The sequence below is a fragment of the Streptomyces sp. NPDC002306 genome, assembly GCF_053593435.1.
On sequence record NZ_JBSFCK010000060.1, the window covers coordinates 1 to 22,448 of the forward strand.

The 22,448-nt window shown below is 72.1% G+C and carries 17 protein-coding genes; 9 read left to right on the forward strand and 8 right to left on the reverse strand.

What is annotated here, in order from left to right; all coding sequences use genetic code 11:
* Positions 1-196: 196 nt before the first annotated feature.
* From ACWCQK_RS39090 to ACWCQK_RS39110, 5 genes are read right to left on the reverse strand one after another with little or no spacing between them, the layout of a single operon-like run.
* Positions 197-1,507 carry a DUF58 domain-containing protein gene (locus ACWCQK_RS39090; protein WP_451163558.1) on the reverse strand — a complete coding sequence of 437 codons (1,311 nt, stop codon included), beginning with the start codon at positions 1,505-1,507 and terminating at the stop codon, positions 197-199.
* The gene (locus ACWCQK_RS39095) at positions 1,507-2,496 is read right to left on the reverse strand and encodes an AAA family ATPase (RefSeq protein WP_451163560.1); all 990 of its coding nucleotides are present in this window, start codon (positions 2,494-2,496) and stop codon (positions 1,507-1,509) included. The genes ACWCQK_RS39090 and ACWCQK_RS39095 overlap by 1 nt, the downstream gene beginning before the upstream one ends.
* The gene (locus tag ACWCQK_RS39100) at positions 2,496-3,692 is read right to left on the reverse strand and encodes a DUF4350 domain-containing protein (protein ID WP_451163562.1); all 1,197 of its coding nucleotides are present in this window, start codon (positions 3,690-3,692) and stop codon (positions 2,496-2,498) included. The genes ACWCQK_RS39095 and ACWCQK_RS39100 overlap by 1 nt, the downstream gene beginning before the upstream one ends.
* Positions 3,689-4,471, reverse strand: coding sequence for a DUF4129 domain-containing protein (locus ACWCQK_RS39105; RefSeq protein ID WP_451163564.1), 783 nt, complete (start codon positions 4,469-4,471; stop codon positions 3,689-3,691). The genes ACWCQK_RS39100 and ACWCQK_RS39105 overlap by 4 nt, the downstream gene beginning before the upstream one ends.
* Before the next feature lie 4 nt (positions 4,472-4,475).
* Positions 4,476-5,825, reverse strand: coding sequence for a hypothetical protein (locus tag ACWCQK_RS39110; protein WP_451163566.1), 1,350 nt, complete (start codon positions 5,823-5,825; stop codon positions 4,476-4,478).
* A 140-nt stretch (positions 5,826-5,965) separates the two neighbouring features.
* On the opposite strand from ACWCQK_RS39110, the gene mtnA reads away from it, so the two are divergent.
* From mtnA to ACWCQK_RS39145, 7 genes are all read left to right on the forward strand, one after another.
* Complete coding sequence (gene mtnA / locus ACWCQK_RS39115) at positions 5,966-7,111, forward strand: S-methyl-5-thioribose-1-phosphate isomerase (RefSeq protein ID WP_451163568.1); 1,146 nt, start codon at positions 5,966-5,968, stop codon at positions 7,109-7,111.
* A gap of 323 nt (positions 7,112-7,434) precedes the next feature.
* On the forward strand, positions 7,435-8,124 hold the full coding sequence (gene mtrA, locus ACWCQK_RS39120; protein WP_451163570.1) for a two-component system response regulator MtrA: 690 nt from the start codon (positions 7,435-7,437) through the stop codon (positions 8,122-8,124).
* 1 nt (position 8,125) lies between these two features.
* On the forward strand, positions 8,126-10,192 hold the full coding sequence (mtrB, locus tag ACWCQK_RS39125; RefSeq protein WP_451163571.1) for an MtrAB system histidine kinase MtrB: 2,067 nt from the start codon (positions 8,126-8,128) through the stop codon (positions 10,190-10,192).
* Positions 10,182-12,041 (forward strand): LpqB family beta-propeller domain-containing protein, encoded by a 1,860-nt coding sequence (locus ACWCQK_RS39130; protein WP_451163573.1) that lies wholly within the window; start codon positions 10,182-10,184, stop codon positions 12,039-12,041. The genes mtrB and ACWCQK_RS39130 overlap by 11 nt, the downstream gene beginning before the upstream one ends.
* A gap of 454 nt (positions 12,042-12,495) precedes the next feature.
* On the forward strand, positions 12,496-13,488 hold the full coding sequence (locus tag ACWCQK_RS39135) for a ComF family protein (protein ID WP_451163575.1): 993 nt from the start codon (positions 12,496-12,498) through the stop codon (positions 13,486-13,488).
* A 318-nt stretch (positions 13,489-13,806) separates the two neighbouring features.
* Entirely contained in the window at positions 13,807-14,499 is a 693-nt protein-coding gene (gene hpf, locus ACWCQK_RS39140) for a ribosome hibernation-promoting factor, HPF/YfiA family (RefSeq protein WP_451163577.1), read from the forward strand.
* 203 nt (positions 14,500-14,702) lie between these two features.
* Positions 14,703-15,446 (forward strand): response regulator, encoded by a 744-nt coding sequence (locus ACWCQK_RS39145; RefSeq protein WP_451163579.1) that lies wholly within the window; start codon positions 14,703-14,705, stop codon positions 15,444-15,446.
* Positions 15,447-15,609: 163 nt separating this feature from the next.
* Here the strand turns inward: ACWCQK_RS39145 and ACWCQK_RS39150 are convergent, their stop codons facing one another.
* Both ACWCQK_RS39150 and ACWCQK_RS39155 read right to left on the reverse strand, forming a co-directional pair.
* On the reverse strand, positions 15,610-16,779 hold the full coding sequence (locus tag ACWCQK_RS39150) for a winged helix-turn-helix domain-containing protein (RefSeq protein WP_451163581.1): 1,170 nt from the start codon (positions 16,777-16,779) through the stop codon (positions 15,610-15,612).
* 188 nt (positions 16,780-16,967) lie between these two features.
* On the reverse strand, positions 16,968-17,546 hold the full coding sequence (locus ACWCQK_RS39155; protein WP_451163583.1) for a GNAT family N-acetyltransferase: 579 nt from the start codon (positions 17,544-17,546) through the stop codon (positions 16,968-16,970).
* Positions 17,547-17,801: 255 nt separating this feature from the next.
* Here ACWCQK_RS39155 and secA point away from each other — a divergent pair, with 255 nt between their 5' ends.
* On the forward strand, positions 17,802-20,624 hold the full coding sequence (gene secA, locus ACWCQK_RS39160) for a preprotein translocase subunit SecA (RefSeq protein WP_451163585.1): 2,823 nt from the start codon (positions 17,802-17,804) through the stop codon (positions 20,622-20,624).
* Between the two features lie 118 nt (positions 20,625-20,742).
* Here the strand turns inward: secA and ACWCQK_RS39165 are convergent, their stop codons facing one another.
* Entirely contained in the window at positions 20,743-21,393 is a 651-nt protein-coding gene (locus tag ACWCQK_RS39165) for an Rv3235 family protein (protein ID WP_451163589.1), read from the reverse strand.
* Between the two features lie 418 nt (positions 21,394-21,811).
* Here ACWCQK_RS39165 and ACWCQK_RS39170 point away from each other — a divergent pair, with 418 nt between their 5' ends.
* Positions 21,812-22,327 carry a DUF6912 family protein gene (locus tag ACWCQK_RS39170; protein WP_451163587.1) on the forward strand — a complete coding sequence of 172 codons (516 nt, stop codon included), beginning with the start codon at positions 21,812-21,814 and terminating at the stop codon, positions 22,325-22,327.
* Positions 22,328-22,448 lie beyond the last annotated feature (121 nt).

Genomic DNA, 22,448 nt, shown 5'->3' on the forward strand with positions numbered 1-22,448 from the left:
ACTGCAGGGGGGACCCTGTGGGAGAGTAGGACGCCGCCGAACAAATTGTGAGAGAACCCCTGGCCGGGATAACCGGCCGGGGGTTTTCTGCGTTTGTGCTTCGAAGAGAGCGGGCGGATGGCGGGCGCATTCCGTACCAGGGATGCGCCCGCCATCCGCCCAGTTGTCACCGGTCGGCCGAGTGGGCCGTGTCGTCTCAGAGGCGTCCTGCCGCTTTGAGGGCCAGGTACGCGTCCGCCAGGGCGGGGGCCAGTTCGTCGGGAGTCGCGTCGACGACGGTGACGCCATGCCGGCGGAGCTGTTCCGCGGTGCGATGGCGTTCCGACCGGGCCTGAGCGGCGGCCGCTGCCTCGTAGACCGCGTCCGTGTCGCCGCGTGCCGTCGCCATACGGGCGATATGCGGGTCGGCGATCGAGGCCACCAGCACGGTATGGCGTTGGGTCAACTGAGGGAGGACCGGGAGAAGGCCCTCCTCGACGGGGGCCGCGTCGAGGGTCGTGAGCAGCACGATCAAGGAGCGGCGGGGGGCCGTACGAAGAGCGGCGGCCGTGAGGCCGCGGGCGTTCGTCTCGACCAGTTCGGGTTCGAGGGTGGCCATCGCGTTGACCAGGGACGGCAGGACGTCGCCGGCGGAGCGGCCCTGGACGAGGGCGCGCACCCGGCGGTCGTAGGCGAGCAGGTCGACTCGGTCGCCGGCGCGGGAGGCCAGGGCGGCCAGCAGCAGGGCCGCGTCCATCGAGGCGTCGAGCCGTGGGGCGTCACCCACGCGGCCGGCCGAGGTGCGGCCGGTGTCGAGGACCAGCAGGATGTGGCGGTCGCGTTCGGGACGCCAGGTGCGTACGGCGACGGTGGTCTGGCGGGCCGTGGCGCGCCAGTCGATGGAACGGGTGTCGTCGCCGGGGACGTACTCACGCAGGCTGTCGAATTCTGTGCCCTCGCCCCGGGTGAGCACGCTGGTGCGGCCGTCGAGTTCGCGCAGACGGGCGAGCTTGGACGGGAGGTGCTTGCGGCTGGTGAAGGGCGGCAGGACACGCACCGTCCAGGGGACGCGGTGGGTGCCCTGCCGGGAGAAGAGACGCAGGGGGCCGTAGGAGCGGATCGTCACGCGGTCCGCCTGGCGGTCGCCTCGACGGGTGGGACGCAGCCGGGTGGTGACGCGTCGGCGTTCGCCCGCGGGGACCTTCAGGAGGTGGCGGGAGGCCGGGCCTTCCGTGCCGGGCTCCCAGCTGCTCGGCGGCCATGCGTCGCGGAGCTGGGCGTTCAGCGGGCGTCGGCTGGGGTTGGTGACGGTGAGAGTGACGTCGGCGGCCTCGCCGAGGCGTGCCGAGGTGTCGCCGGAGCGGGTCAGGCCCAGCCGTCGGACGGGTGCCGCGAGGGCGAAGTCGCAGGCGCAGGCCAGGGCCAGGGGGCCGTTCACGGCGAGGATGCCCGTCCAGCCGGGGGCCCAGATGCCGATGGGGACGGAGCCCAGTGCCGCCAGGAGGGCGGCGCGTCCGGTGAGTGCCATCAGCGCGGGACGGGAACGTGGGCGAGGATCGCGTTGATGACGGAGTCGGCCGTCACGCCCTCCATCTCCGCTTCCGGGCGGAGCTGGACGCGATGGCGGAGCGTGGGCAGGGCGAGGGCCTTCACGTCGTCCGGGATGACGTAGTCGCGGCCGGTGAGCCAGGCCCACGCGCGTGAGGTGGCCAGGAGGGCGGTGGCGCCGCGTGGGGAGACACCGAGGGTGAGGGACGGGGACTCGCGGGTGGCGCGGCAGATGTCCACCACGTAGGCCGTGATCTCGGGGGAGACCGTCGTCTTGGCGACCGCGGCGCGCGCCGCCTCCAGGTCGGCCGGGCCTGCCACGGGGCGTACGCCGGCGGCGCGCAGGTCGCGCGGGTTGAAGCCCTCGGCGTGGCGGGTCAGTACGGCGATCTCGTCCTGGCGGGAGGGCAGAGGGATCGTCAGCTTGAGCAGGAAGCGGTCCAGTTGGGCCTCGGGCAGCGGGTAGGTGCCCTCGTACTCGACCGGGTTCTGGGTCGCGGCGACCAGGAAGGGGTCGGGGAGGAGGCGAGGGGTGCCGTCGACCGTGACCTGGCGTTCCTCCATGGCTTCGAGGAGGGACGACTGGGTCTTGGGGGGCGTGCGGTTGATCTCGTCGGCGAGGAGGAGGTTGGTGAAGACAGGGCCGGGCTGGAAGGAGAACTCGGCGCTGCGGGTGTCGTAGACCAGGGAGCCCGTCACATCGCTCGGCATCAGGTCCGGAGTGAACTGGACGCGCTTGGTGTCGAGTTCGAGGGCGGCCGCGAGGGCGCGGACGAGCAGCGTCTTGGCGACTCCGGGGACTCCTTCGAGGAGGACGTGTCCGCGGCAGAGGAGGGCGACGACGAGGCCGGTCACGGCGGGGTCCTGGCCGACCACGGCTTTGGCGATCTCGGCGCGCAGGGCTTCCAGGGAGTTGCGGGCGTTGCCCTGGTCCCCGGTGTACCCGGCGTTGTCAGTGGTCGGGGCCATCATGGACGGCGTACCTCTCTTTCGAGCGCGTCGAGTTGGTCGGCGAGTGCGATCAGGGCCGTGTCGTCGCTGGGCGGCGGCCCGAAGAGCAGGGAGTGCAGGGACTGTCCGTCGCCGTGGAGGTGGGCGGACAGGGCGGGGAGCAGGGCCTCGGGCGCGTGCGCCTGGGTCACGGGGACGCCTACCAGGGGGGCGAGGCGGGTGCGGGTGGTGGAGCGAAGAGCGGCGGCCGCGCGGTCGCGGGCGTTCGCCTTGCGGTAGAGGCGGGCGCGGCCTTCGGCGGCTTCGGAGGCGCGGATCGCCACGGGGAGTCTTTCGGGCACGAGGGGGCCGAATCGGCGGGCCCGCCACAGGGCGGCCAGGGCCGCGGCGAAGAACAGTTGCAGGGTGCCCCAGAGCCAGCCGGACGGGAGCAGGTCGAAGAGGCTCTTCTCGTCGTCCGGGTCGGTGACCGAGTCGTCGGAGAGCGAGGGGAGGTACCAGACCAGATGGGGGCGGGAGCCGAGGAGTTGCAGGGCGAGCGAGGCGTTGCCCTGCTCGTCGAGGGTGTCGTTGTAGAGGATGTCGGGCGCGCCGAGGACGACGGTGTCACCGCCGCCGGAGGCGTCCGGGACGCGGAGCAGGGTGGCCAGGCGTTCGCTGGGGTAGCACTCGTCCGCGTCCAGGTGGGTGGTGGTGTAGCGGATGCCGCCGGTGTCGGCGGTGCCCGCGCGGCGGGCGGCGGGCAGGTCGCAGGCCGGGGGCAGCGTGGAGCCGACGCTGGTGGCGGGGTCCGCGGTGACTCCGGGTGCGAGTCTTTCGACGGACCAGCTGCCGGCGGCGACGAGGACGGTGCGGCCGCCGGTGCCGGTGGTGGCGGAGCGCAGCCGGCTCTGCTGGCCGTGCGTCAGCAGGTCGGGGACGGCTACCAGGAGGGTGGTGTCCGGTGCGGCCGCGGCGCGGGCCTGCGCCAGGGTCGTCACCACGCGCGTGTCGACGCCGCGTTCGGCGAGGAGCGCAGCCACGGCGCGGCTGCCGTAGGGGTCGACGGAGCGTGGGTCGAGTCCGCCGTGGCGGGTGTCGGAGTGGACGACCGCGATCGCGACGGCCCCTGCCAGGAGGACGACGAGGGCGAGTGCGATGCCTCGCGCGCGGGTCCACAGTCCGCGGGCGGTGGGCGAGACCGAGGTGGACGGGAGCGTGGCCTCGAGGGTCATTCGGCGGCTCCCTGGCGGGCGTTGCGGGCCGTGCCGGGTGCGCTGCCCGCGAGGGCGGGCTTGGTGCGTTCCAGGGCGCGGTCGAGTTCGGCGATGCGGTGGTACGACTGCTCGCTCGCGCTGCGTCCGCCGTACGTCACGTCGTCGAAGTCGCGCGCGGCGGTGCGCAGCCGGTCCGTGTGGTCGGGCAGTGCGCGGCCCGCCTCCGCGGCGGCCTCGTCGGCGGTGCGGCCGGGGCGGATGTCGAGGAGGGCGCGTTCCTCCAGGGAGCGCACGATGGCCCGCATGCGCTCCTGGACGGCCTGGTTCCAGTGGCCCTGGGCGGCGTGGGCCTCGGCGGCCGCGCGGTGTTCGGCGGCGGTGCGGGGGCGGTCGTCGAAGAGGGCGGGGGAGGAGACGGGCCGTCGGCGGGGGGTGCCCAGGCGCCACCAGAGGGCGGCCAGTACGGCGATCACGGCCAAGATGATCACGATCAGTCCGAGGGTTCCTCCGGGCGTCGCGGTCGAGGTGGCGTTCAGGAGTTTGCCGAGCCAGTCCCAGAAGGCGTTCAGAGCGCGTTCGAACAGGCTGGGGTCGTTCTGGTGGTACACGCCCTTGGACAGCTCGCGCCGGGCCGCCTCACGGGCGGGGTCCCGGCCGATGGTCACCGGTGGTTCGTCGCCGGAGCGCGCCAGGGACACCACAGAGGTGTCGCCGGCGCGCAGCAGGGACCGTACGGCCGTGTCGAAGGTGCGGGGCAGGGCCGGCACCGTGGTGAGAACTCCCCCCGTCGGGCTCACCGCATCAGCTCCCTGGTGTGGCGCCGGTGGTGCCGTAGTCCTGGACGCCCGCGGCGCGGGCCAGGTCGAGGTCGAGGGCCTCGCGGCGGATGCGCTGGTCGATGTACAGGAGCACGGTGACGCCCGCGCTGATCGGGAACGTGATCATGGAGCCGATCACCGCGCCGATGCCGCTGATGACGAGGAACGTCCAGCCGTAGTCGGTGCTGCTGGTGAGGAAGCCGGAGACGCCGCCTCCGCTGAGGGCGGCGGCGAGGAAGGTGAAGGGGACGACGACGATCGCGGCGATGACGTTCGCGATGAACGTGCCGAGCAGCTGGATGCCGAAGACGCGCCACCAGGAGCCGCGTACGAGCTTCGTGGAGCGGCTCATCGACTTCAGGATGCTCTGCTTCTCCAGCATCAGCGCGGGCGAGGCCAGCGAGTAGCGGACCATCAGCCACAGGGCCACGAGGCTGGAGCCCAGGCCGCCCAGGACGGCGAGGCCGGCGCCCGCCGCGCCCGCTCCGGCGACGGCGACGAGGATGCCGGGCACCGTGCCCGCGAGGGCGACGCCGAACGTGATGAGCAGGAGCAGGAAGATCAGGCCGAACAGTTTCGCCACCTGCGGGCGGGCGTCGCGCCAGGCCTCGCTCATGGTCACCGACTTGCCGAGGACCGCGCGGCTGGTGACGGCGGTGAGCAGGGCGGTCGCCATGATGGTGCCGATCAGGGAGATCAGCAGGAGGACTCCGGAGTTGAGCAGGGAGTTGCCCAGGGCGCGGGTCACCTCGCTCAGGGTCGCGCTCGGGTCGTCGAGGGCCTCGGTGCCGGCGGTCTCGTCCAGGACGAGACCGCGCAGCAGGACGACGACGGTCTCCGTGATGACCGCGACGGCCAGCGAGAAGCCCAGCACCGTGCGCCAGTGGGTGCGCATGGTGGAGACCGCGCCGTCGAGGATCTCGCCGACGCCGAGCGGGCGCAGCGGGATCACGCCGGGCTTGGCGGCGGGCGGCGGGCCGCCCCAGCCTGTTCCCCAGCCGGGGTGGCCGCCGGGGCCGGGGTAGCCCCGGGGACCGGGGGGCTGGTTGCCCCAGCCGGGGCCGGGCGGCGGCTGGTGGCCCCAGCCCGGGCCGGGCGGCGGGGGCGGCGGGGCCTGGCCGGGGTGCTGCGGGCCGGTCGGCGCGGACCACTGGGCGGGTGGCGGCTGGACCTGGGACCACTTCGCGCCGGGGTCCTGCGGGTCTGTGTGCGGCCGGTCCGCGGGCTGTGCGGGACCGGGTCGGTCGGCGGGCTCGGCAGGGCCGGCGGCGCCGGGTTCCTGCCCGTCGGACGGGGCGGATCCGGGCGAGGCCCAGCCCGGAGTGTCGTTCATCGTCGCTCCTTCACGGTGCCCGTCCGCGGTCGTGGCGGAAGGTTGGCAGACATCGTGCCATGGGGTGGTCATCGGGTGACCGGCCGCGGTAGGGGCTGCACACCTTCAATTGTCCGCCGGATACGGGGCAGACTGACCGCATGGCTGATCAGTACGCGCAATCCGGCGAGGACAAACGGCCGACCGAGATACCCGTCATCCGTTGGGAAGAGCCACCCGAAGGCCCGGTACTGGTGCTCCTGGACCAGACGAGGCTGCCGGCCGAGGAGGTCGAACTGGTCTGTACGGACGCGTCCGCGCTGGTGGAGGCGATCCGTTCGCTCGCGGTGCGCGGGGCGCCGGTGCTCGGCATCGCCGGGGCGTACGGGGTCGCGCTCGCCGCCGCGCGCGGGTTCGACGTGGACGACGCGGCGACCGCGCTGGCCGGCGCCCGGCCCACGGCGGTGAACCTGTCCGTCGGGGTCGACAGGGCCCGGTCGGCATATGTGGCCGCGCTCGGCGGAGCCGGTGACGAGCGGCAGGCGGCCGAGGCGGCGCTGGCGGCGGCGCGGCAGTTGCACCGGGAGGACGCCGAGGCCAGCGCGCGGATGGCCGCGCACGGGCTGGCGCTGCTCGACGAGCTGCTGCCGGGTGGCGGGCATCGTGTGCTGACGCACTGCAACACCGGATCGCTGGTGTCGGGCGGGGAGGGCACGGCGTTCGCGGTGGCTCTCGCGGCGCACCGGGTGGGGCGGCTGCGGCGCCTGTGGGTGGACGAGACGCGTCCGCTGCTTCAGGGCGCTCGGCTGACCGCCTACGAGGCGGCCCGCACCGGCATGGCGTACACGCTGCTCACGGACAACGCGGCGGGTTCGCTGTTCGCGGCGGGTGAGGTGGACGCGGTGCTGATCGGGGCCGACCGCATCGCGGCCGACGGGTCGGTGGCGAACAAGGTGGGCAGCTATCCGCTCGCGGTGCTCGCGCGGTACCACCATGTGCCGTTCGTGGTGGTGGCGCCGGTGACGACGGTGGACCCGAAGACGCCGGACGGGGCGGCGATCGAGGTCGAGCAGCGTCCCGGGTCCGAGGTGACCGAGCTCACAGCACCGCAGGTGCAGGTGGGAGGCGCGGGCGGCGGCGGGATTCCGGTGGCGCCGCTGGGAACGCAGGCGTACAACCCGGCGTTCGACGTCACGCCGCCGGAGCTGGTGACGGCGATCGTGACCGAGGAGGGTGTCGTCTCGCCCGTGACGGCCGAGGCGCTGGCGGAGCTGTGCGCCAGGTCGCGTCAGGCGACGATGGGCTGAGGCGATCGGGCCGGGGCGGGGGCCGAGGGCGCGGGTGGAGGGCGCGGGTGGAGGTGCGAGGCGTTCCGGCGCGATGATCGGACGGGGCGTTCGGGCGGGGGACCGAGGTCGTTCGGGCCGGGGGTCCGGGGCGGTCGTACGGGGGGGCCGAGTGCCGGGAAATGGCCGCTCGGGGGCGGCCGGGAAGCCGCCCGTCCGGTGCCGGACACCGGCGTGGAGGGCGGTGTCGGTGGTCGAGGGCAGACAGTGACGGCCGAGTACGACTATCGTCACTGGCCGGTGACCCTGCTCACCTGCACCTCCTTCACCGTTATGAGAATGGGATGATGTCGTTTATGAAGGGACGAGTCCTTGTCGTCGACGACGACACCGCACTGGCCGAGATGCTCGGCATTGTGCTGCGTGGTGAAGGTTTTGAGCCGTTTTTCGTAGCCGACGGCGACAAGGCGCTGGCCGCTTTCCGTGAGAGCAAGCCCGACCTGGTGCTCCTGGACCTGATGCTGCCCGGTCGGGACGGTATCGAGGTGTGCCGCCTGATCAGGGCGGAGTCCGGGGTGCCGATCGTGATGCTCACGGCGAAGAGCGACACCGTCGATGTCGTGGTGGGCCTGGAGTCCGGTGCCGACGACTACATCGTGAAGCCGTTCAAGCCGAAGGAGCTGGTCGCCCGGATCCGGGCGAGGCTGCGGAGGTCGGAGGAGCCGGCGCCGGAGCAGCTCGCCATCGGCGATCTGGTCATCGACGTGGCCGGTCACTCCGTGAAGCGGGAAGGGCAGTCGATAGCACTGACGCCGCTGGAGTTCGACCTGCTGGTCGCGCTGGCCCGCAAGCCGTGGCAGGTGTTCACGCGCGAGGTGCTGCTGGAGCAGGTGTGGGGCTACCGGCACGCGGCGGACACCCGTCTGGTCAACGTGCATGTACAGCGGCTGCGCTCGAAGGTCGAGAAGGACCCGGAGCGGCCCGAGATCGTGGTGACCGTCCGTGGCGTGGGTTACAAGGCAGGACCGAGCTGACATGTCCGGTGACAGTGCCGCTTCGGCGCCCGGGCGCAACGGGGCCCGAGCCGGGCGGCCTGTCGGCCGGAAGGCCGCGGGCTCCCGCTGGGGACGCCTGTGGCAGGGCGGTCTGCTCCAGGGCGGGGTCCAGGGCAGTCCGGTCCTGCGGCTGTTCATGCGCTGGGTGCGCCGGCCGCTGCTGCCCGTCATGCGGCTGTGGCGGCGCAACATCCAGCTCAAGGTCGTCGTCACGACGCTGCTGATGTCGCTGGGCGTCGTCCTGCTGCTGGGCTTCGTCGTCATCGGACAGGTCCGCAACGGTCTGCTGGACGCGAAGGTGAAGGCGTCGCAGAGCCAGGCCACGGGCGGGTTCGCGGTCGCCAAGCAGAAGGCCGACGAGGCGGCGGCCGGTACCGACAGCGGCGACGCCTCCACGGTGGACGGCCGGCCTTCCCAGAACGTCATCGAGTGGATGAGCAACCTGGTGTCGTCGCTCTCCAGCGGCGGTCAGGGCGCCTTCGACGTGGTGACCCTCCCGGCGGGCGACGAGAGCGGCGGCGGGCGCGGACCGCGTGCCTCCGGCGGCGTGGACCCGACGGCGAGCGTGCCGGAGGACCTGCGCGCGCGGATCGACAGCAGTACGGCGGCGGCGCAGAAGTACACCCGCATCAAGTACAACGGCGACGGCAAGGAGTCACAGCCGGCGCTGGTCATCGGCAAGCAGGTCAACGACCCCAACGGCGACCCGTACCAGCTGTACTACCTCTTCCCGCTCACGCAGGAGGAGAAGTCCCTGAGCCTGGTCAAGGGCACGCTCGCGACCGCCGGTCTCTTCGTCGTCGTACTCCTCGGGGCCATCGCGTGGCTCGTGGTGCGGCAGGTCGTCACGCCGGTGCGGATGGCGGCCGGGATCGCGGAGCGGCTCTCCGCGGGGCGCCTCCAGGAACGGATGAAGGTCACCGGCGAGGACGACATCGCGCGGCTCGGCGAGGCCTTCAACAAGATGGCGCAGAGTCTCCAGCTGAAGATCCAGCAGCTGGAGGACCTGTCGCGGATGCAGCGGCGGTTCGTGTCCGACGTGTCGCACGAGCTGCGCACGCCGTTGACGACCGTACGGATGGCCGCCGATGTCATCCATGACGCGCGTGTGGACTTCGACCCGGTGACCGCGCGGTCGGCCGAGTTGCTCGCCGACCAGCTGGACCGGTTCGAGACGCTGCTCGCGGACCTGCTGGAGATCAGCCGCTTCGACGCGGGCGCCGCGGCGCTCGAGGCCGAGGCGATAGACCTCAGGGAGGTCGTGCGGCGGGTGGTCAGCGGCGCCGAGCCGCTGGCCGAGCGCAAGGGCACGACGATACGGGTCGTCGGCGACCAGCAGCCCGTCGTCGCCGAGGCGGACGCCCGGCGGGTGGAGCGGGTGCTGCGCAACCTCGTGGTCAACGCCGTGGAGCACGGCGAGGGCAGGGACGTCGTGGTCAAGCTGGCCTCGGCGGGCGGGGCGGTCGCGGTCGCGGTGCGCGACTACGGCGTCGGGCTCAAGCCCGGCGAGGCGACGCGGGTCTTCAGCCGCTTCTGGCGGGCGGACCCGGCACGCGCGCGTACCACCGGTGGTACGGGTCTGGGGCTGTCGATCGCCCTGGAGGACGCGCGGCTGCACGGCGGCTGGCTCCAGTCGTGGGGCGAGCCGGGCGGTGGCTCGCAGTTCCGGCTGACGCTGCCGCGCACCGCGGACGAGCCGCTGCGGGGTTCGCCGATACCGCTGGAGCCCAAGGACTCGCGGCGCAACCGTGGACTCGACGAGGCCGGTCTGCCGCGTGGGGGAGCGGAGAAGGCCGCCACCGTGCCGATGCAGCAGACCGGTGACCAGGCGTCGTCCTCAAGGGCACCGCTGGGGCCGAGGCCGTCCGCCGCGGCGGCCACGGCCGACCCGACGGCGCTGCCCGGCAACGGCGCGCGCGTGGTGCCCCGGCCCGGTCCGGCCGGGCGAAGACACGACGAACCGGCCGCTGTGGAGGCGGTCGCGTCCCGCCGGGACACCGGGCCGCAGGACGCGGACGAGCATGGGGAGGCATTTCGTGGGCGCTGACCGCGAGGGGGGCGCCCGGCGGATGCCGGGACGCGCGGTGGCCTACGCCGCCTGTGGCGTCGTAGTGCTGGCGGGGTGTGCGTCGATGCCCGACGACGGGGACCTGCGCGGTGTCGAGTCGACGCCGCGTCAGGACACCCAGGTGCGGGTGTTCGCCATGCCGCCGCGGGAGGACGCGCCGCCCTCGGAGATCGTCCAGGGCTTTCTGGAGTCGCTGACCAGCGACGATCCGAGTTACGCGACGGCCCGCCAGTATCTGACGGGTGAGGCCAGGCAGACGTGGCGGCCGGACGCGGCCACCACGGTCCTGGCGGACGGCCCGGGGACCGAGGCCGGGCCCGCGGGCGGCCGGGTGGACGGCGACGACCTGACGTTCACGCTGACCGGCACCTCGGTCGCCGGGGTGGACGCGCAGCAGGCCTACGCGCCCGCCTCCGGGCGCTACAGCCAGCCGGTGCACCTCACGAAGAACCAGAAGACCGGGCAGTGGCGCATCGACGCACTGCCGCAGGGCGTCGTCATGGGCAAGTCGGACTTCGAGCGCAACTACATGTCCGTCAACAAGTACTACTTCGCCTCGAACACTTCGAACGCTTCGAATGCCTCGGACGGCGCCGCGGAGTCGAACGGGCAGTCGGCGGCCGTCGCCGATCCGGTGTACGTGCGTGAGCGCGTCGATCCGATGACGGAGATGGTGCGTTCCCTGCTCAACGGTCCGACCGGCTGGCTGCGGCCCGTGGTCAGGTCGAGCTTTCCCACCGGTACGGCACTGGCGAAGGGCGTCACCTCGCTGACGCCCGACGACCAGAACACGCTGACCGTGCCGTTGAACGCCAAGGCCGCCCGGGTCGGGCAGACCCAGTGCGACGAGATGGCGGCCCAGCTCCTGTTCACGTTGCAGAACCTCACCCCGGCGGTGGACGAGGTCGAGCTGCAGGCGGGCGGCACCCGGCTGTGCTCGCTCGGCGAGGACCGGGCCACGACCGTCGCCTCCCGGGGCTCGGCGAAGCGCGCCGAGTACCTGTACTTCGTCGACGGCAAGCACCGGCTGGTGCGGATCCCGGCCGGCAGCAGCGAGACCAAGGCGGAGGCGGTGCCGGGGGCGCTCGGCGAGGGCGCCAAGGAACTGCGTGCGGCGGCCGTGTCGCGGGACGAGCACATGGCGGCAGGCGTGGCTCTCGACGGCAAGACGCTGTACGTCGGGGCGCTGGTCTCGGGCAGTTCGCTCGGGGAGCCCGTGCTGCGCAGCCAGGGCCAGACCGAGGCCGACCGGCTGACGACGCCCAGCTGGGACGCGCGGGGTGACCTTTGGGTGGCCGACCGCGACCCGGCCGGCCCGCGGCTGCTGCTGCTGGAGCAGGGCGCGGGCCAGCCGCTGGAGGTGCGTACGCCGGGACTGGACGGGCGCATCAGGGACGTACGGGTGGCCGCCGACGGGGTGCGGGTCGCGCTGGTGGTGGAGAAGAACGGCAAGGGGTCCCTGCTCATCGGACGGATCGAGCGGGACGAGAAGGACGGCGAGCGACCGATCGTCTCGGTCCTCGAACTGCGTTCCGCGACCACCGAGCTGGAAGAGGTCACGACCATGGCGTGGGCCGCCGACAGCCGGCTCGTGGTGGTCGGACGCGAGCAGGGGGGCGTGCAGCAGATGCGGTACGTCCAGGTCGACGGCTCCGTGCCGGAGGGGCCCGCGCCCGCCGCCCTGACCGGCGTGAAGGAGATTGCCGCGGCGGAGGACGAGCGGCTGCCGCTGGTGGCGTACTCGGAGGACGGGATCGTGCGGCTGCCCACCGGGGCGCAGTGGCAGAAGGTGGTCAAGGACGGGTCGGCGCCGATCTATCCGGGGTGAGCGGAGTGGTCCGTCCGGGACGGGCTGGGTGGTCCGTCCGGGATGGGCGGGTGGTCTGTGCGGGGGAGCGGGTCGGTCTGCCCTGGGTGAGCGAGGCCTAGCGGCAGGTCGGCTCCGGGTCGGCCGGCCCGGTTCGGCTCGGTCCGGGGTTTCGGTGGGCTCGGCTTTCGGTCCGCCGACGGCCGGAGTCATTTCGGGAGGGATTCCGGAACGACATTCGGCGACCGGATTCGGGCAGCGGGCCGGGGGAGGGGAATCAGGGAACGCGCCCGGGAGTGAGAGTGGGACGGGTGGCCGTTTCCGTTCGGGGATTCCCCGTGCGGAGGCGGCCATCCGCTTTTTACGGCTGCCGTTGCTCGTGCGGGTGACCGGCCTGTGGCATTGCGCGGAGTTTTCCACAGGGTGTTTTCCACAGGCCTGGTCAGGTCGCGCCGGTGTGGGCACAGTGGTGGTCATGCGGGGGTGGTGGCGGGACCTCACCGATCTGGTGCTGCCGGCCGAGTGCGGAGGCTGCGGACGGCCTCGCACGGTGCTCTGCGACGAGTGCCGTGCCGCCCTGAGCGGGGGCGCACCGAGCCGGGTACGACCGGTGCCGGAGCCGTCCGGACTGCCGAGCGTGCACGCGGCGGCCCGGTACGCGGACGAGGTGCGGGCCGTGCTGCTGGCCCACAAGGAACGGGGCGCGCTGGCGCTCGCGGGGCCGCTCGGCACGGCTCTGGCGGGAGCCGTGCGCTCGGGGCTCACGGAGGCCAGGGCGCGGGCGTGCGGGACGGAGGCCGGGGTACGGGCGGGCGGGGCTGCTGCGGGGGTCGGGGCGCGGGCGTGCGGGACCGCTGCGGGGGTCGGGCGCGGCCCGCGTACGGAGGGGGACGCGCCGGTGCTGCTCGTTCCCGTACCGTCCGGGCGGCGTGCGGTGCGGGCGCGCGGACACGACCCGACGCGGCGGGTCGCCCTCGCGGCGGCCGGTGAGCTGCGGCGGGCCGGGACGCCTGCCCGGGTGCTCGCCGTGCTGCGGCAGCGGCGGGAGGTGGCCGACCAGGCGGGGCTCGACTCCCGGCGGCGGCTGGACAATCTCGCGGACGCGCTGGCGGTGGCGCCCGGCGCGGGGCGACTGCTGGGCGCCGGGCCGGTCGTGCTCGTCGACGACCTGATGACGACCGGCGCCTCCCTCGCCGAGGCGGCGCGGGCCGTCCGGGCGCAGATCTCGGGGGCGCGTGCGGACGGGAGGCCGGAAGCGGTGGTCGGTCACGGGTTCGTGGGGGTGCCGCCCGTGTATCCGCGGACAGGTCGGGAAGGCAGAGAGGAACGAACGGACGGGACGACCGAAGGGAGAGAAGATCGGGAACGGGCCGGGTGGGCAGGTGCGGAGCCGAACGGCATCCGCGGTCTGATCTGCGCCGCCGTGATCGCCGCACCGTCAGATTCTTTCGAATTAAACCGGAACTGACTGCGAACTTGCATCGTTGCAGGTAATGAGACGGTCAATTCACCTGAACGGAGGTACGCAGCGGTAGAGGGTGACGACATCCGTCCGGGCGAGATATGTTCGGTTGTGAGGGAAAGCCGCAGGCCACCCTTCGCATATCCGAATGCCGCGCTGTGGTTTTGCGCTATCGGCCGCAGCGCCGGGGGTGTAGATCTTGCCCATGGGGGAGGAGGAGGTGGACGTCACCGAGTCCGAGGTTCCGGACCTCACCGGAACCTGGTGGTGCAAAAGGGAGATGCTCCGCCGCTGATGCGGGGCGATCCGGGAACGGAGTTCTGCGTGGACATCGTCGTCAAGGGCCGCAAGACCGAGGTGCCCGAGCGGTTCCGCAAGCACGTGGCCGACAAGCTGAACCTGGAGAAGATCCAGAAGCTCGATGGCAAGGTGATCAGCCTCGACGTCGAGGTGTCCAAGGAGCCCAACCCCCGACAGGCCGACCGCTGTGACCGAGTGGAGATCACGCTCCGCTCCCGCGGTCCGGTGATCCGGGCGGAGGCGGCGGCCAGCGACCCGTACGCGGCGCTGGACCTGGCAGCGGAGAAGCTGGACGCCCGGCTGCGCAAGCAGCACGACAAGCGGTACACGCGCCGCGGCGCTCGCCGGCTCACGGCGGCGGAGGTCGCCGACCACGTCCCGGGAGTGGCGACGCTCAACGGCAACGGCCATCCCGTCCCGACGGACAACTCGAACAGCGTCCCCACGAAGAAGATCGGCTCGCTGGAAGTGCAGGGTGACGGCCCCCTGGTGGTCCGGGAGAAGACCCACGTCGCCGCCCCCATGACGCTCGACCAGGCTCTCTACGAGATGGAGCTGGTCGGACACGACTTCTATCTGTTCGTCGACTCCGAGACCAAGGACCCCAGCGTCGTCTACCGGCGCCACGCGTACGACTACGGTGTGATCCACCTCAGCACGGACACGATGGTGACCCAGGCCCACTCCCCCGACGCGGGCGGTGCGCTGGGTGGCTGACCTTCACGGATGACAGCTGAGGCGGTGCCCCTGGAGCGCGCGTGCGCCCCCAGGGGCACCGATGTGCGCCCGCTCGGCGTGCCGCTCCGTCACCGTTTTGCGGTCCGGGCATGAAATCATGGGGGACAACGGCTCAACCGGTGGGCCGTTGCCTTGGGTTGGCGGTGGCACAGGACCGGCCACAGCCTTCAGGGGGAGGAACGATGGCGGACAGCTTCGGACCGATGCATGACGGCGATGCCGACGGTGTCGTCGTCATGGGCCCGGACGCGGGCACTTCACGTAAGGAACCGATCAGAGTCCTTGTCGTGGACGACCACGCCCTGTTCCGCCGTGGCCTGGAGATCGTGCTCGCGGCCGAGGAGGACATCCAGGTCGTGGGCGAGGCGGGGGACGGTGCCGAGGCCGTCGACAAGGCCGCCGACCTGCTGCCGGACATCATCCTGATGGATGTCAGGATGCCGAAGCGCGGCGGTATCGAGGCGTGCACCTCCATCAAGGAGGTGGCACCCAGCGCCAAGATCATCATGTTGACGATCAGCGACGAGGAAGCGGATCTCTACGAGGCGATCAAGGCCGGCGCCACGGGTTACCTCCTGAAGGAGATCTCCACGGACGAGGTGGCGACCGCGATCCGCGCGGTGGCTGACGGGCAGTCGCAGATCAGCCCCTCCATGGCGTCGAAGCTGCTCACCGAGTTCAAGTCGATGATCCAGCGGACCGACGAGCGCCGTCTGGTACCCGCGCCGCGGCTGACGGACCGTGAGCTGGAGGTGCTCAAGCTCGTCGCCACCGGGATGAACAACCGGGACATCGCCAAGGAGTTGTTCATCTCCGAGAACACCGTGAAGAACCACGTGCGCAACATCCTGGAGAAGCTGCAACTGCACTCCAGGATGGAGGCGGTGGTGTACGCGATGCGGGAGAAGATCCTCGAGATCCGGTAGCGGCCGGACCGGATCGGATCGGACCGGATCGGCAGGCGGGACCCGGACCGTCGGCCCGGAACCGGATCGGCCCGGAACCGAATCGGCCGGACCGGACCGGCCTAGGGGCGCGGTGCGCGGCCCCCGGGTGCCGAAGGCCCGGTGCCGCGCCCGGCATCCGGCTCTAGGCGAGGGCGCGGGTGAGCTCTCTGGTGAGGGGTTCGCGCAGCTCCGGCGCGTCGACCCGCTCCACGCGCACGTCCGTGCAGTCCACCCAGCTCGCCGCCTCCACCAGCGCCTCGGCCACCGCCGGGACCGCTCTCGCGCCCTCCAGGGAGACCTGCTTGGCGACGAGTGTGCGCCCCTCACGGGCCGGGTCCACGCGGCCGACCAGCCGGCCGCCGGCGAGGACCGGCATCGCGAAGTAGCCGTAGACGCGCTTGGGCTTGGGGACGTAGGCCTCCAGGCGATGGGTGAAGCCGAAGATCCGCTCTGTGCGGGCCCGCTCCCAGACCAGCGAGTCGAACGGCGACAGAAGCGTGGTGCGGTGGCGGCCGCGCGGGACGCTCTCCAGCGCCGCCGGGTCCGCCCACGCGGGCTTGCCCCAGCCCTCCACCGTGACCGGGACCAGGCCCGAGTCCGCGATCACGGCGTCGAACTGCTCGCCCTTGAGCCGGTGGTAGTCGGCGATGTCCGCGCGGGTACCGACGCCCAGGGACTCGGCGGCCAGCCGGACCAGGCGGCGCACGCACTCGGCGTCGTCCAGCTCGTCGTGCAGCAGCGCGGCCGGGATCGCCCGCTCGGCCAGGTCGTAGACGCGCTTCCAGCCGCGGCGCTCGACGCAGACCACCTCGCCGTACATCAGCGCGCGCTCGACAGCGACCTTCGTGCCGGACCAGTCCCACCACTCGCTGGTCTTCTTCGCGCCACCCAGCTCCGTCGCCGTGAGAGGGCCCTCGGCGCGCAGTTGTTTGATGACCTGGGCGTAGGTGCCGTCGGGGAGGTCGTGGTTCCAGTGGGGGCGGCCGCGGTAGGCGCGGCGGCGGAAGGCGAAGTGGGGCCACTCCTCGATGGGGAGGACGCAGGCGGCGTGCGACCAGTACTCGAAGGCGTGGGTGTCCGTCCAGTAGGCGTCCTCCACCGTCCGGCGGCCCACGGCGCCGAGGCGGGCGTACGGGATGAGCTCGTGGGAGCGGGCGAGGACCGAGATGGTGTCGAGCTGCACCGCGCCGAGGTGACGGAGGACACCGCGGACGCCGGCCCGGCGGTCGGGGGCGCCGAGGAAGCCCTGTGCGCGGAGCGCGATGCGACGGGCGTCGTCAGCCGAGAGGTGCGTGGGGCGCGGGGTCGTCATGTCTCCGCACGATAGGGGGTGGCACTGACAACACGGCGTGACCAGCGGATTCGCCCGACATGCGGGCCGCGGCCGGACACGTGACCCGCGGCGCGTCCAGGAGCGGTGCGCGGCCGGCGCCGCGGCCGCGCCGGAGGGGCTCGGCCGTGCCGGAAGGAGTGCGGCGATCTACGCCGGAGAGACCGCGGTTACGCCGAAGGGGCGGGCGCGGGCAGGTAAGGCGCCGTCGACGGCAGCCCCAGGTCCGACGGCAGCAGCGAGCCCACCCAGCAGTCCCGTCGTACGCCCTTGTTGTTGATCGCGGAGCGCAGCGTGCCCTCGATCGTGAAGCCGGTGCTCTCCGCGACCGCGCGGGAGGCGTGGTTGCCGACCTCGGCGCGCCATTCGACGCGGTCGACCGCGAGACGGGTGAAGGCCCAGCGGGTGGCGGCCAGGGCGGCCTCGGTGGTGTAGCCGTTGCCGCGGTGCTCCTTCGTGGCCCAGAAGCCGATCTCCGCGGTGCCCAGGGAGCGCATCGTGAGGGCGAGCATGCCCACCAGTCCGCCTTCGGGGAGGAAGACGCCGAACGTGCACATGGACCCGTCCGCCCAGCCGGCCGGGACCAGCCGGCGCGTGAAACCCTGGGCGTGCTCGGGCAGGTAGGGCGAGGGGATCGTGGTCCAGCGCTGGATGTCGGGGTCCTGGGCGGCGGCGTACACCGCGTCGCTGTCGTCCGGGCCGACGGTGCGCAGGACCAGGCGGCCGGTGGTCAGGGTCACGGGTTCCATCGGCCGATTCTGCTCGCGTTCGCGCGAGGGGCGCCATACCTCGGCGGAGCGTGAGCGGGTGATCACACTTCGCGCAATTCGTCGACGGGACGCGGCACCATCGGCGGACCCCGGCCGTTGTCCCGGTGGAAGACGGCGCTCGTCGTGACAGCAGGCCTCCCGGCGTGGTGGTGTCCTCGCATACGATGGCCGTTGCTCACCAAGTCAAACGGAAACCGACCGTCCCAGGCCCGACCGGCAAGGAGACCAAGCCCCGTGTCCGTCCTCTCGAAGATCATGCGTGCAGGCGAAGGCAAGATCCTGCGCAAGCTGCACCGCATCGCGGACCAGGTCAAGTCCATCGAAGAGGACTTCGTCGACCTCTCCGACGCCGAGCTGCGGGCCCTCACCGATGAGTACAAGCAGCGCTACGCCGACGGTGAGAGCCTGGACGACCTGTTGCCCGAGGCCTTCGCCACCGTGCGCGAGGCCGCCAAGCGCGTCCTCGGCCAGCGCCACTACGACGTCCAGATGATGGGCGGTGCCGCGCTGCACCTCGGCTATGTCGCCGAGATGAAGACCGGTGAGGGCAAGACCCTGGTCGGCACGCTGCCGGCCTACCTGAACGCGCTCTCCGGAGAAGGCGTCCACCTCATCACGGTCAACGACTACCTGGCCGAGCGCGACTCCGAGATGATGGGCCGCGTCCACAAGTTCCTGGGCCTCGAGGTCGGCTGCATCCTCGCCAACATGACCCCGGCCCAGCGTCGTGAGCAGTACGCGTGCGACATCACGTACGGCACGAACAACGAGTTCGGCTTCGACTACCTGCGCGACAACATGGCGTGGTCGCAGGACGAGCTGGTCCAGCGCGGTCACAACTTCGCGATCGTCGACGAGGTCGACTCCATCCTGGTCGACGAGGCCCGTACGCCGCTGATCATCTCCGGCCCGGCCGACCAGGCCACCAAGTGGTACGGCGACTTCGCCAAGCTGGTCACACGTCTGAAGCGGGGCGAGGCGGGCAACCCGCTCAAGGGCCTCGAGGAGACCGGTGACTACGACGTCGACGAGAAGAAGCGCACCGTGGCCATCCACGAGTCCGGTGTCTCCAAGGTCGAGGACTGGCTGGGCATCGACAACCTCTACGAGTCGGTGAACACCCCCCTCGTGGGCTACCTGAACAACGGCATCAAGGCCAAGGAGCTCTTCAAGAAGGACAAGGACTACGTCGTCATCGACGGCGAAGTCATGATCGTCGACGAGCACACCGGCCGTATCCTCGCCGGCCGCCGCTACAACGAGGGCATGCACCAGGCGATCGAGGCGAAGGAAGGGGTGGCGATCAAGGACGAGAACCAGACGCTCGCCACGATCACCCTCCAGAACTTCTTCCGCCTCTACAACAAGCTCTCCGGAATGACCGGTACGGCGATGACCGAGGCCGCCGAGTTCCACCAGATCTACAAGCTCGGCGTGGTCCCGATCCCGACCAACAAGCCGATGGTCCGCAAGGACCAGTCCGACCTGATCTACCGCACCGAGGTCGCCAAGTTCGACGCGGTGGTCGACGACATCGCCGAGAAGCACGAGAAGGGCCAGCCGATCCTGGTCGGCACCACCTCGGTCGAGAAGTCCGAGTACCTCTCGCAGCAGCTCAGCAAGCGCGGCGTCCAGCACGAGGTGCTCAACGCCAAGCAGCACGACCGTGAGGCGACGATCGTCGCCCAGGCCGGCCGCAAGGGCGCGGTGACGGTCGCCACGAACATGGCCGGCCGTGGCACCGACATCAAGCTCGGCGGCAACCCCGAGGACCTCGCCGAGGCCGAGCTGCGCCAGCGCGGCCTCGACCCCGAGGAGCACATCGAGGAGTGGGCCGCGGCCCTGCCCGCCGCCCTGGAGCGCGCCGAGCAGGCGGTCAAGGCCGAGAAGGACGAGGTCGAGGAGCTCGGCGGTCTGTACGTCCTCGGTACCGAGCGGCACGAGTCGCGTCGTATCGACAACCAGCTGCGCGGTCGTTCCGGCCGTCAGGGCGACCCGGGCGAGTCCCGGTTCTACCTCTCCCTCGGCGACGACCTGATGCGGCTGTTCAAGGCGCAGATGGTGGAGCGCGTGATGTCGATGGCCAACGTGCCCGACGACGTGCCGATCGAGAACAAGATGGTCACGCGCGCGATCGCGTCCGCCCAGTCGCAGGTCGAGCAGCAGAACTTCGAGACCCGTAAGAACGTCCTGAAGTACGACGAGGTCCTCAACCGCCAGCGCGAGGTCATCTACGGCGAGCGCCGCCGCGTCCTGGAGGGCGAGGACCTCCAGGAGCAGATCCAGCACTTCACGAACGACACCATCGACGCGTACATCTCCGCGGAGACCGCCGAGGGCTTCCCGGAGGACTGGGACCTCGACCGGCTGTGGGGCGCGTTCAAGCAGCTCTACCCGGTGAAGGTCACCATCGAGGAGCTCGAGGACGCGGCCGGTGACCGTGCCGGTCTGACGGCCGAGTTCATCTCCGAGTCCATCAAGGACGACATCCACGAGCAGTACGAGGCGCGCGAGACGCAGCTCGGCTCCGAGATCATGCGCGAGCTGGAGCGCCGGGTCGTGCTGTCGGTCCTCGACCGCAAGTGGCGCGAGCACCTCTACGAGATGGACTACCTCCAGGAGGGCATCGGCCTGCGCGCGATGGCGCAGAAGGACCCGCTGGTCGAGTACCAGCGTGAGGGCTTCGACATGTTCACCGCCATGATGGAGGGCATCAAGGAGGAGTCCGTCGGCTACCTGTTCAACCTGGAGGTCCAGGTCGAGCAGCAGGTCGAGGAGGTCCCGGTCGCGGACGCCCAGCCGTCGCTGGACAAGGAGCCCCAGGACGTGGTGCCGGCGCAGTCCGGTTCGCGTCCCGAGATCCGCGCCAAGGGCCTGGAGGCCCCGCAGCGCCGGGACCGGCTGCACTTCTCCGCGCCCACCGTGGACGGCGAGGGCGGCATCGTCGAGGGCGACTTCGCCGACGACGACGAGCCGGTGCGCTCGGAGGCCGACGGCCTCACCCGCGCGGAGCGCCGCAAGCAGGGGCGTGCCGCCGGGCGGCGTCGCAAGAAGTGACGCGCGGTTCGCTCCGTGAGGAGCGGGCGGCGGGAGTGACCTGAGCAGTGGGTCGTGAGGGGCCGGGCATCCTTCGGGGTGCCCGGCCCCTCGGCGTGGGCGGGTTGCGCACGCCGGTTCAGTCCTCGTCCGTGCGGGGCCTGCGCGGGCCGCCGAGTTCCACCGCCGTGCAGCGCCAGCGCCGGTCGGCGCCGAGCTCCAGGCGGAAGGCCATGGCGCGCAGCCGGTCGCCGGCACTGATGCGGGCGAAGGCCTCGATGGCGCCGGGGCGGGGGACGTAGTAGCCGATGTCGCGGACGACGGGGCGGGTGCCGCGGGTGGTGCGCAGGGGGCCGCGTTCGGCGAGCCAGGCCAGTTCGTCGTAGGCGCGGCCGAGGGTGTGCCGCAGCATGCAGTGGACGGGGCGCAGGCCGCTGAGCACGGCGAGGAGCCGCTCGGCGAAGACATCGGTGGGGCGGGGCTGCGGAACCGGCCTGCGGGGGATCTGGACGGGCACGACGGGCGCGTCAGGCGCGACGGGTACGACGGGTACGACGGGTCCGGATGGGGACGCGGGGACGGTTCGGCGGGTGACGGTGGCCGTGGCGCTTGCGGAGGTAGCGGCAGCGGCGGCAGAGGTCGCCGTCGCGGTCGAGGGGGTGCGGGAGGGGCCGGTTCCCGGAGGTGTGCGGGTGGGGGCGCCGCCGGGGCGGCGGGTGTCGTGACGGACCGGCGGGCGGCTGCCGGTGTGACGGCGGGTCCTGGTCATCACCTTGTCCGTATCGGTCATGGTGGTCACGCTGGTCACGCGGGTCATGTCGGTCGCGCTGTTCACGGTGTCCATGTGAGTCCCCGTTCCATGGGTCCAGCGGTGCCACGGCGCGGGCGAAGGATTCTGGCCCAGGTGATACCGGTGGGTAACTTGCGGTTGGGGATCTTGTACGGGATCGAGGACCGGAGCGGCAAGGAAGCGGCCGCCCGTGGCGAGGGGCGCGGCAGGTTCACCTATCCGGGTGGTCGGGACGGCGTGCGGCCCGGTCCGGTGGGCGCGCTCAGGGTGAGTTCCGGTGCGCCGGGTGGACGTGCGCGGGGCGGTGGGCGAGAACCCGAAGGGGGACTCCCGCACGTATCCTGAAGGCCCTCCGGGAGGCGCGGCGACCGCTCTCCCCGGGGTCGTCCGAACCCTCGACCCATGAAAGCGGCCAGCCATGCGCGTCTACGTCCCCCTGACCCTCTCCGGTCTCGCCGAGGCGTACAAGACGGGTGAGCTGGCGGCGGGACCGCTGGTCGCGTACGCCGTCACGCCGGGGCTGCGCGAGTGGTACCTCTCCGACGACGTCGAGGAACTGGAGTACGCGGCGCTGAACCGGGCCGCCCTGGCCTCGCTGCGGCTGCTCGCGGCGGACACGGCGGCGGCGCGACGGCGGGTCGTGGTCGCCGTCGACGTCCCCGACGGAGCGGCGGCCGCGGACCCCGACCGGGGGCTCGACCCGGCCGCGCTCGGCGAGGTGCGGATCGCCGGGGCGGTGGCGCTGCGCAAGGCGGCCGCGGTGCACGTCGACGCGGGGGACGCGGAGACGGACGTGACGGCCGCGGCGGAGGCGCTCCCGGCGGCGGACGCGGGTGACGACGACGCGCAGTTCGTGGTGGACGGGGCCGAGGACCACGAACTGCTGTGGTACGCGACACAGGAGATCCCGAACCTGGTCGGGCTCACGGGCTGAGATCCCCTGCGGCCTGCGGCCTGCGGCCTGCGGCCTGCGGCCTGCGGCCTGCGGCCTGCGGCCTGCGGCCTGCGGCCTGCGGCCTGCGGCCTGCGGCCTGCGGCCTGCGGCCTGCGGCCCG

Excerpts from the sequence above, each read along its gene's own strand:
- ACWCQK_RS39090 (WP_451163558.1), bottom strand. The coding sequence starts at position 1,507 with ATGGCACTCACCGGACGCGCCGCCCTCCTGGCGGCACTGGGCTCCGTC.
- ACWCQK_RS39095 (WP_451163560.1), bottom strand. The coding sequence starts at position 2,496 with ATGGCCCCGACCACTGACAACGCCGGGTACACCGGGGACCAGGGCAAC.
- ACWCQK_RS39100 (WP_451163562.1), bottom strand. The coding sequence starts at position 3,692 with ATGACCCTCGAGGCCACGCTCCCGTCCACCTCGGTCTCGCCCACCGCC.
- ACWCQK_RS39110 (WP_451163566.1), bottom strand. The coding sequence starts at position 5,825 with ATGAACGACACTCCGGGCTGGGCCTCGCCCGGATCCGCCCCGTCCGAC.
- mtnA (WP_451163568.1), top strand. The coding sequence starts at position 5,966 with ATGGCTGATCAGTACGCGCAATCCGGCGAGGACAAACGGCCGACCGAG.
- mtrA (WP_451163570.1), top strand. The coding sequence starts at position 7,435 with ATGATGTCGTTTATGAAGGGACGAGTCCTTGTCGTCGACGACGACACC.
- mtrB (WP_451163571.1), top strand. The coding sequence starts at position 8,126 with ATGTCCGGTGACAGTGCCGCTTCGGCGCCCGGGCGCAACGGGGCCCGA.
- ACWCQK_RS39135 (WP_451163575.1), top strand. The coding sequence starts at position 12,496 with ATGCGGGGGTGGTGGCGGGACCTCACCGATCTGGTGCTGCCGGCCGAG.
- ACWCQK_RS39145 (WP_451163579.1), top strand. The coding sequence starts at position 14,703 with ATGGCGGACAGCTTCGGACCGATGCATGACGGCGATGCCGACGGTGTC.
- ACWCQK_RS39150 (WP_451163581.1), bottom strand. The coding sequence starts at position 16,779 with ATGACGACCCCGCGCCCCACGCACCTCTCGGCTGACGACGCCCGTCGC.
- ACWCQK_RS39155 (WP_451163583.1), bottom strand. The coding sequence starts at position 17,546 with ATGGAACCCGTGACCCTGACCACCGGCCGCCTGGTCCTGCGCACCGTC.
- ACWCQK_RS39165 (WP_451163589.1), bottom strand. The coding sequence starts at position 21,393 with ATGACCGATACGGACAAGGTGATGACCAGGACCCGCCGTCACACCGGC.
- ACWCQK_RS39170 (WP_451163587.1), top strand. The coding sequence starts at position 21,812 with ATGCGCGTCTACGTCCCCCTGACCCTCTCCGGTCTCGCCGAGGCGTAC.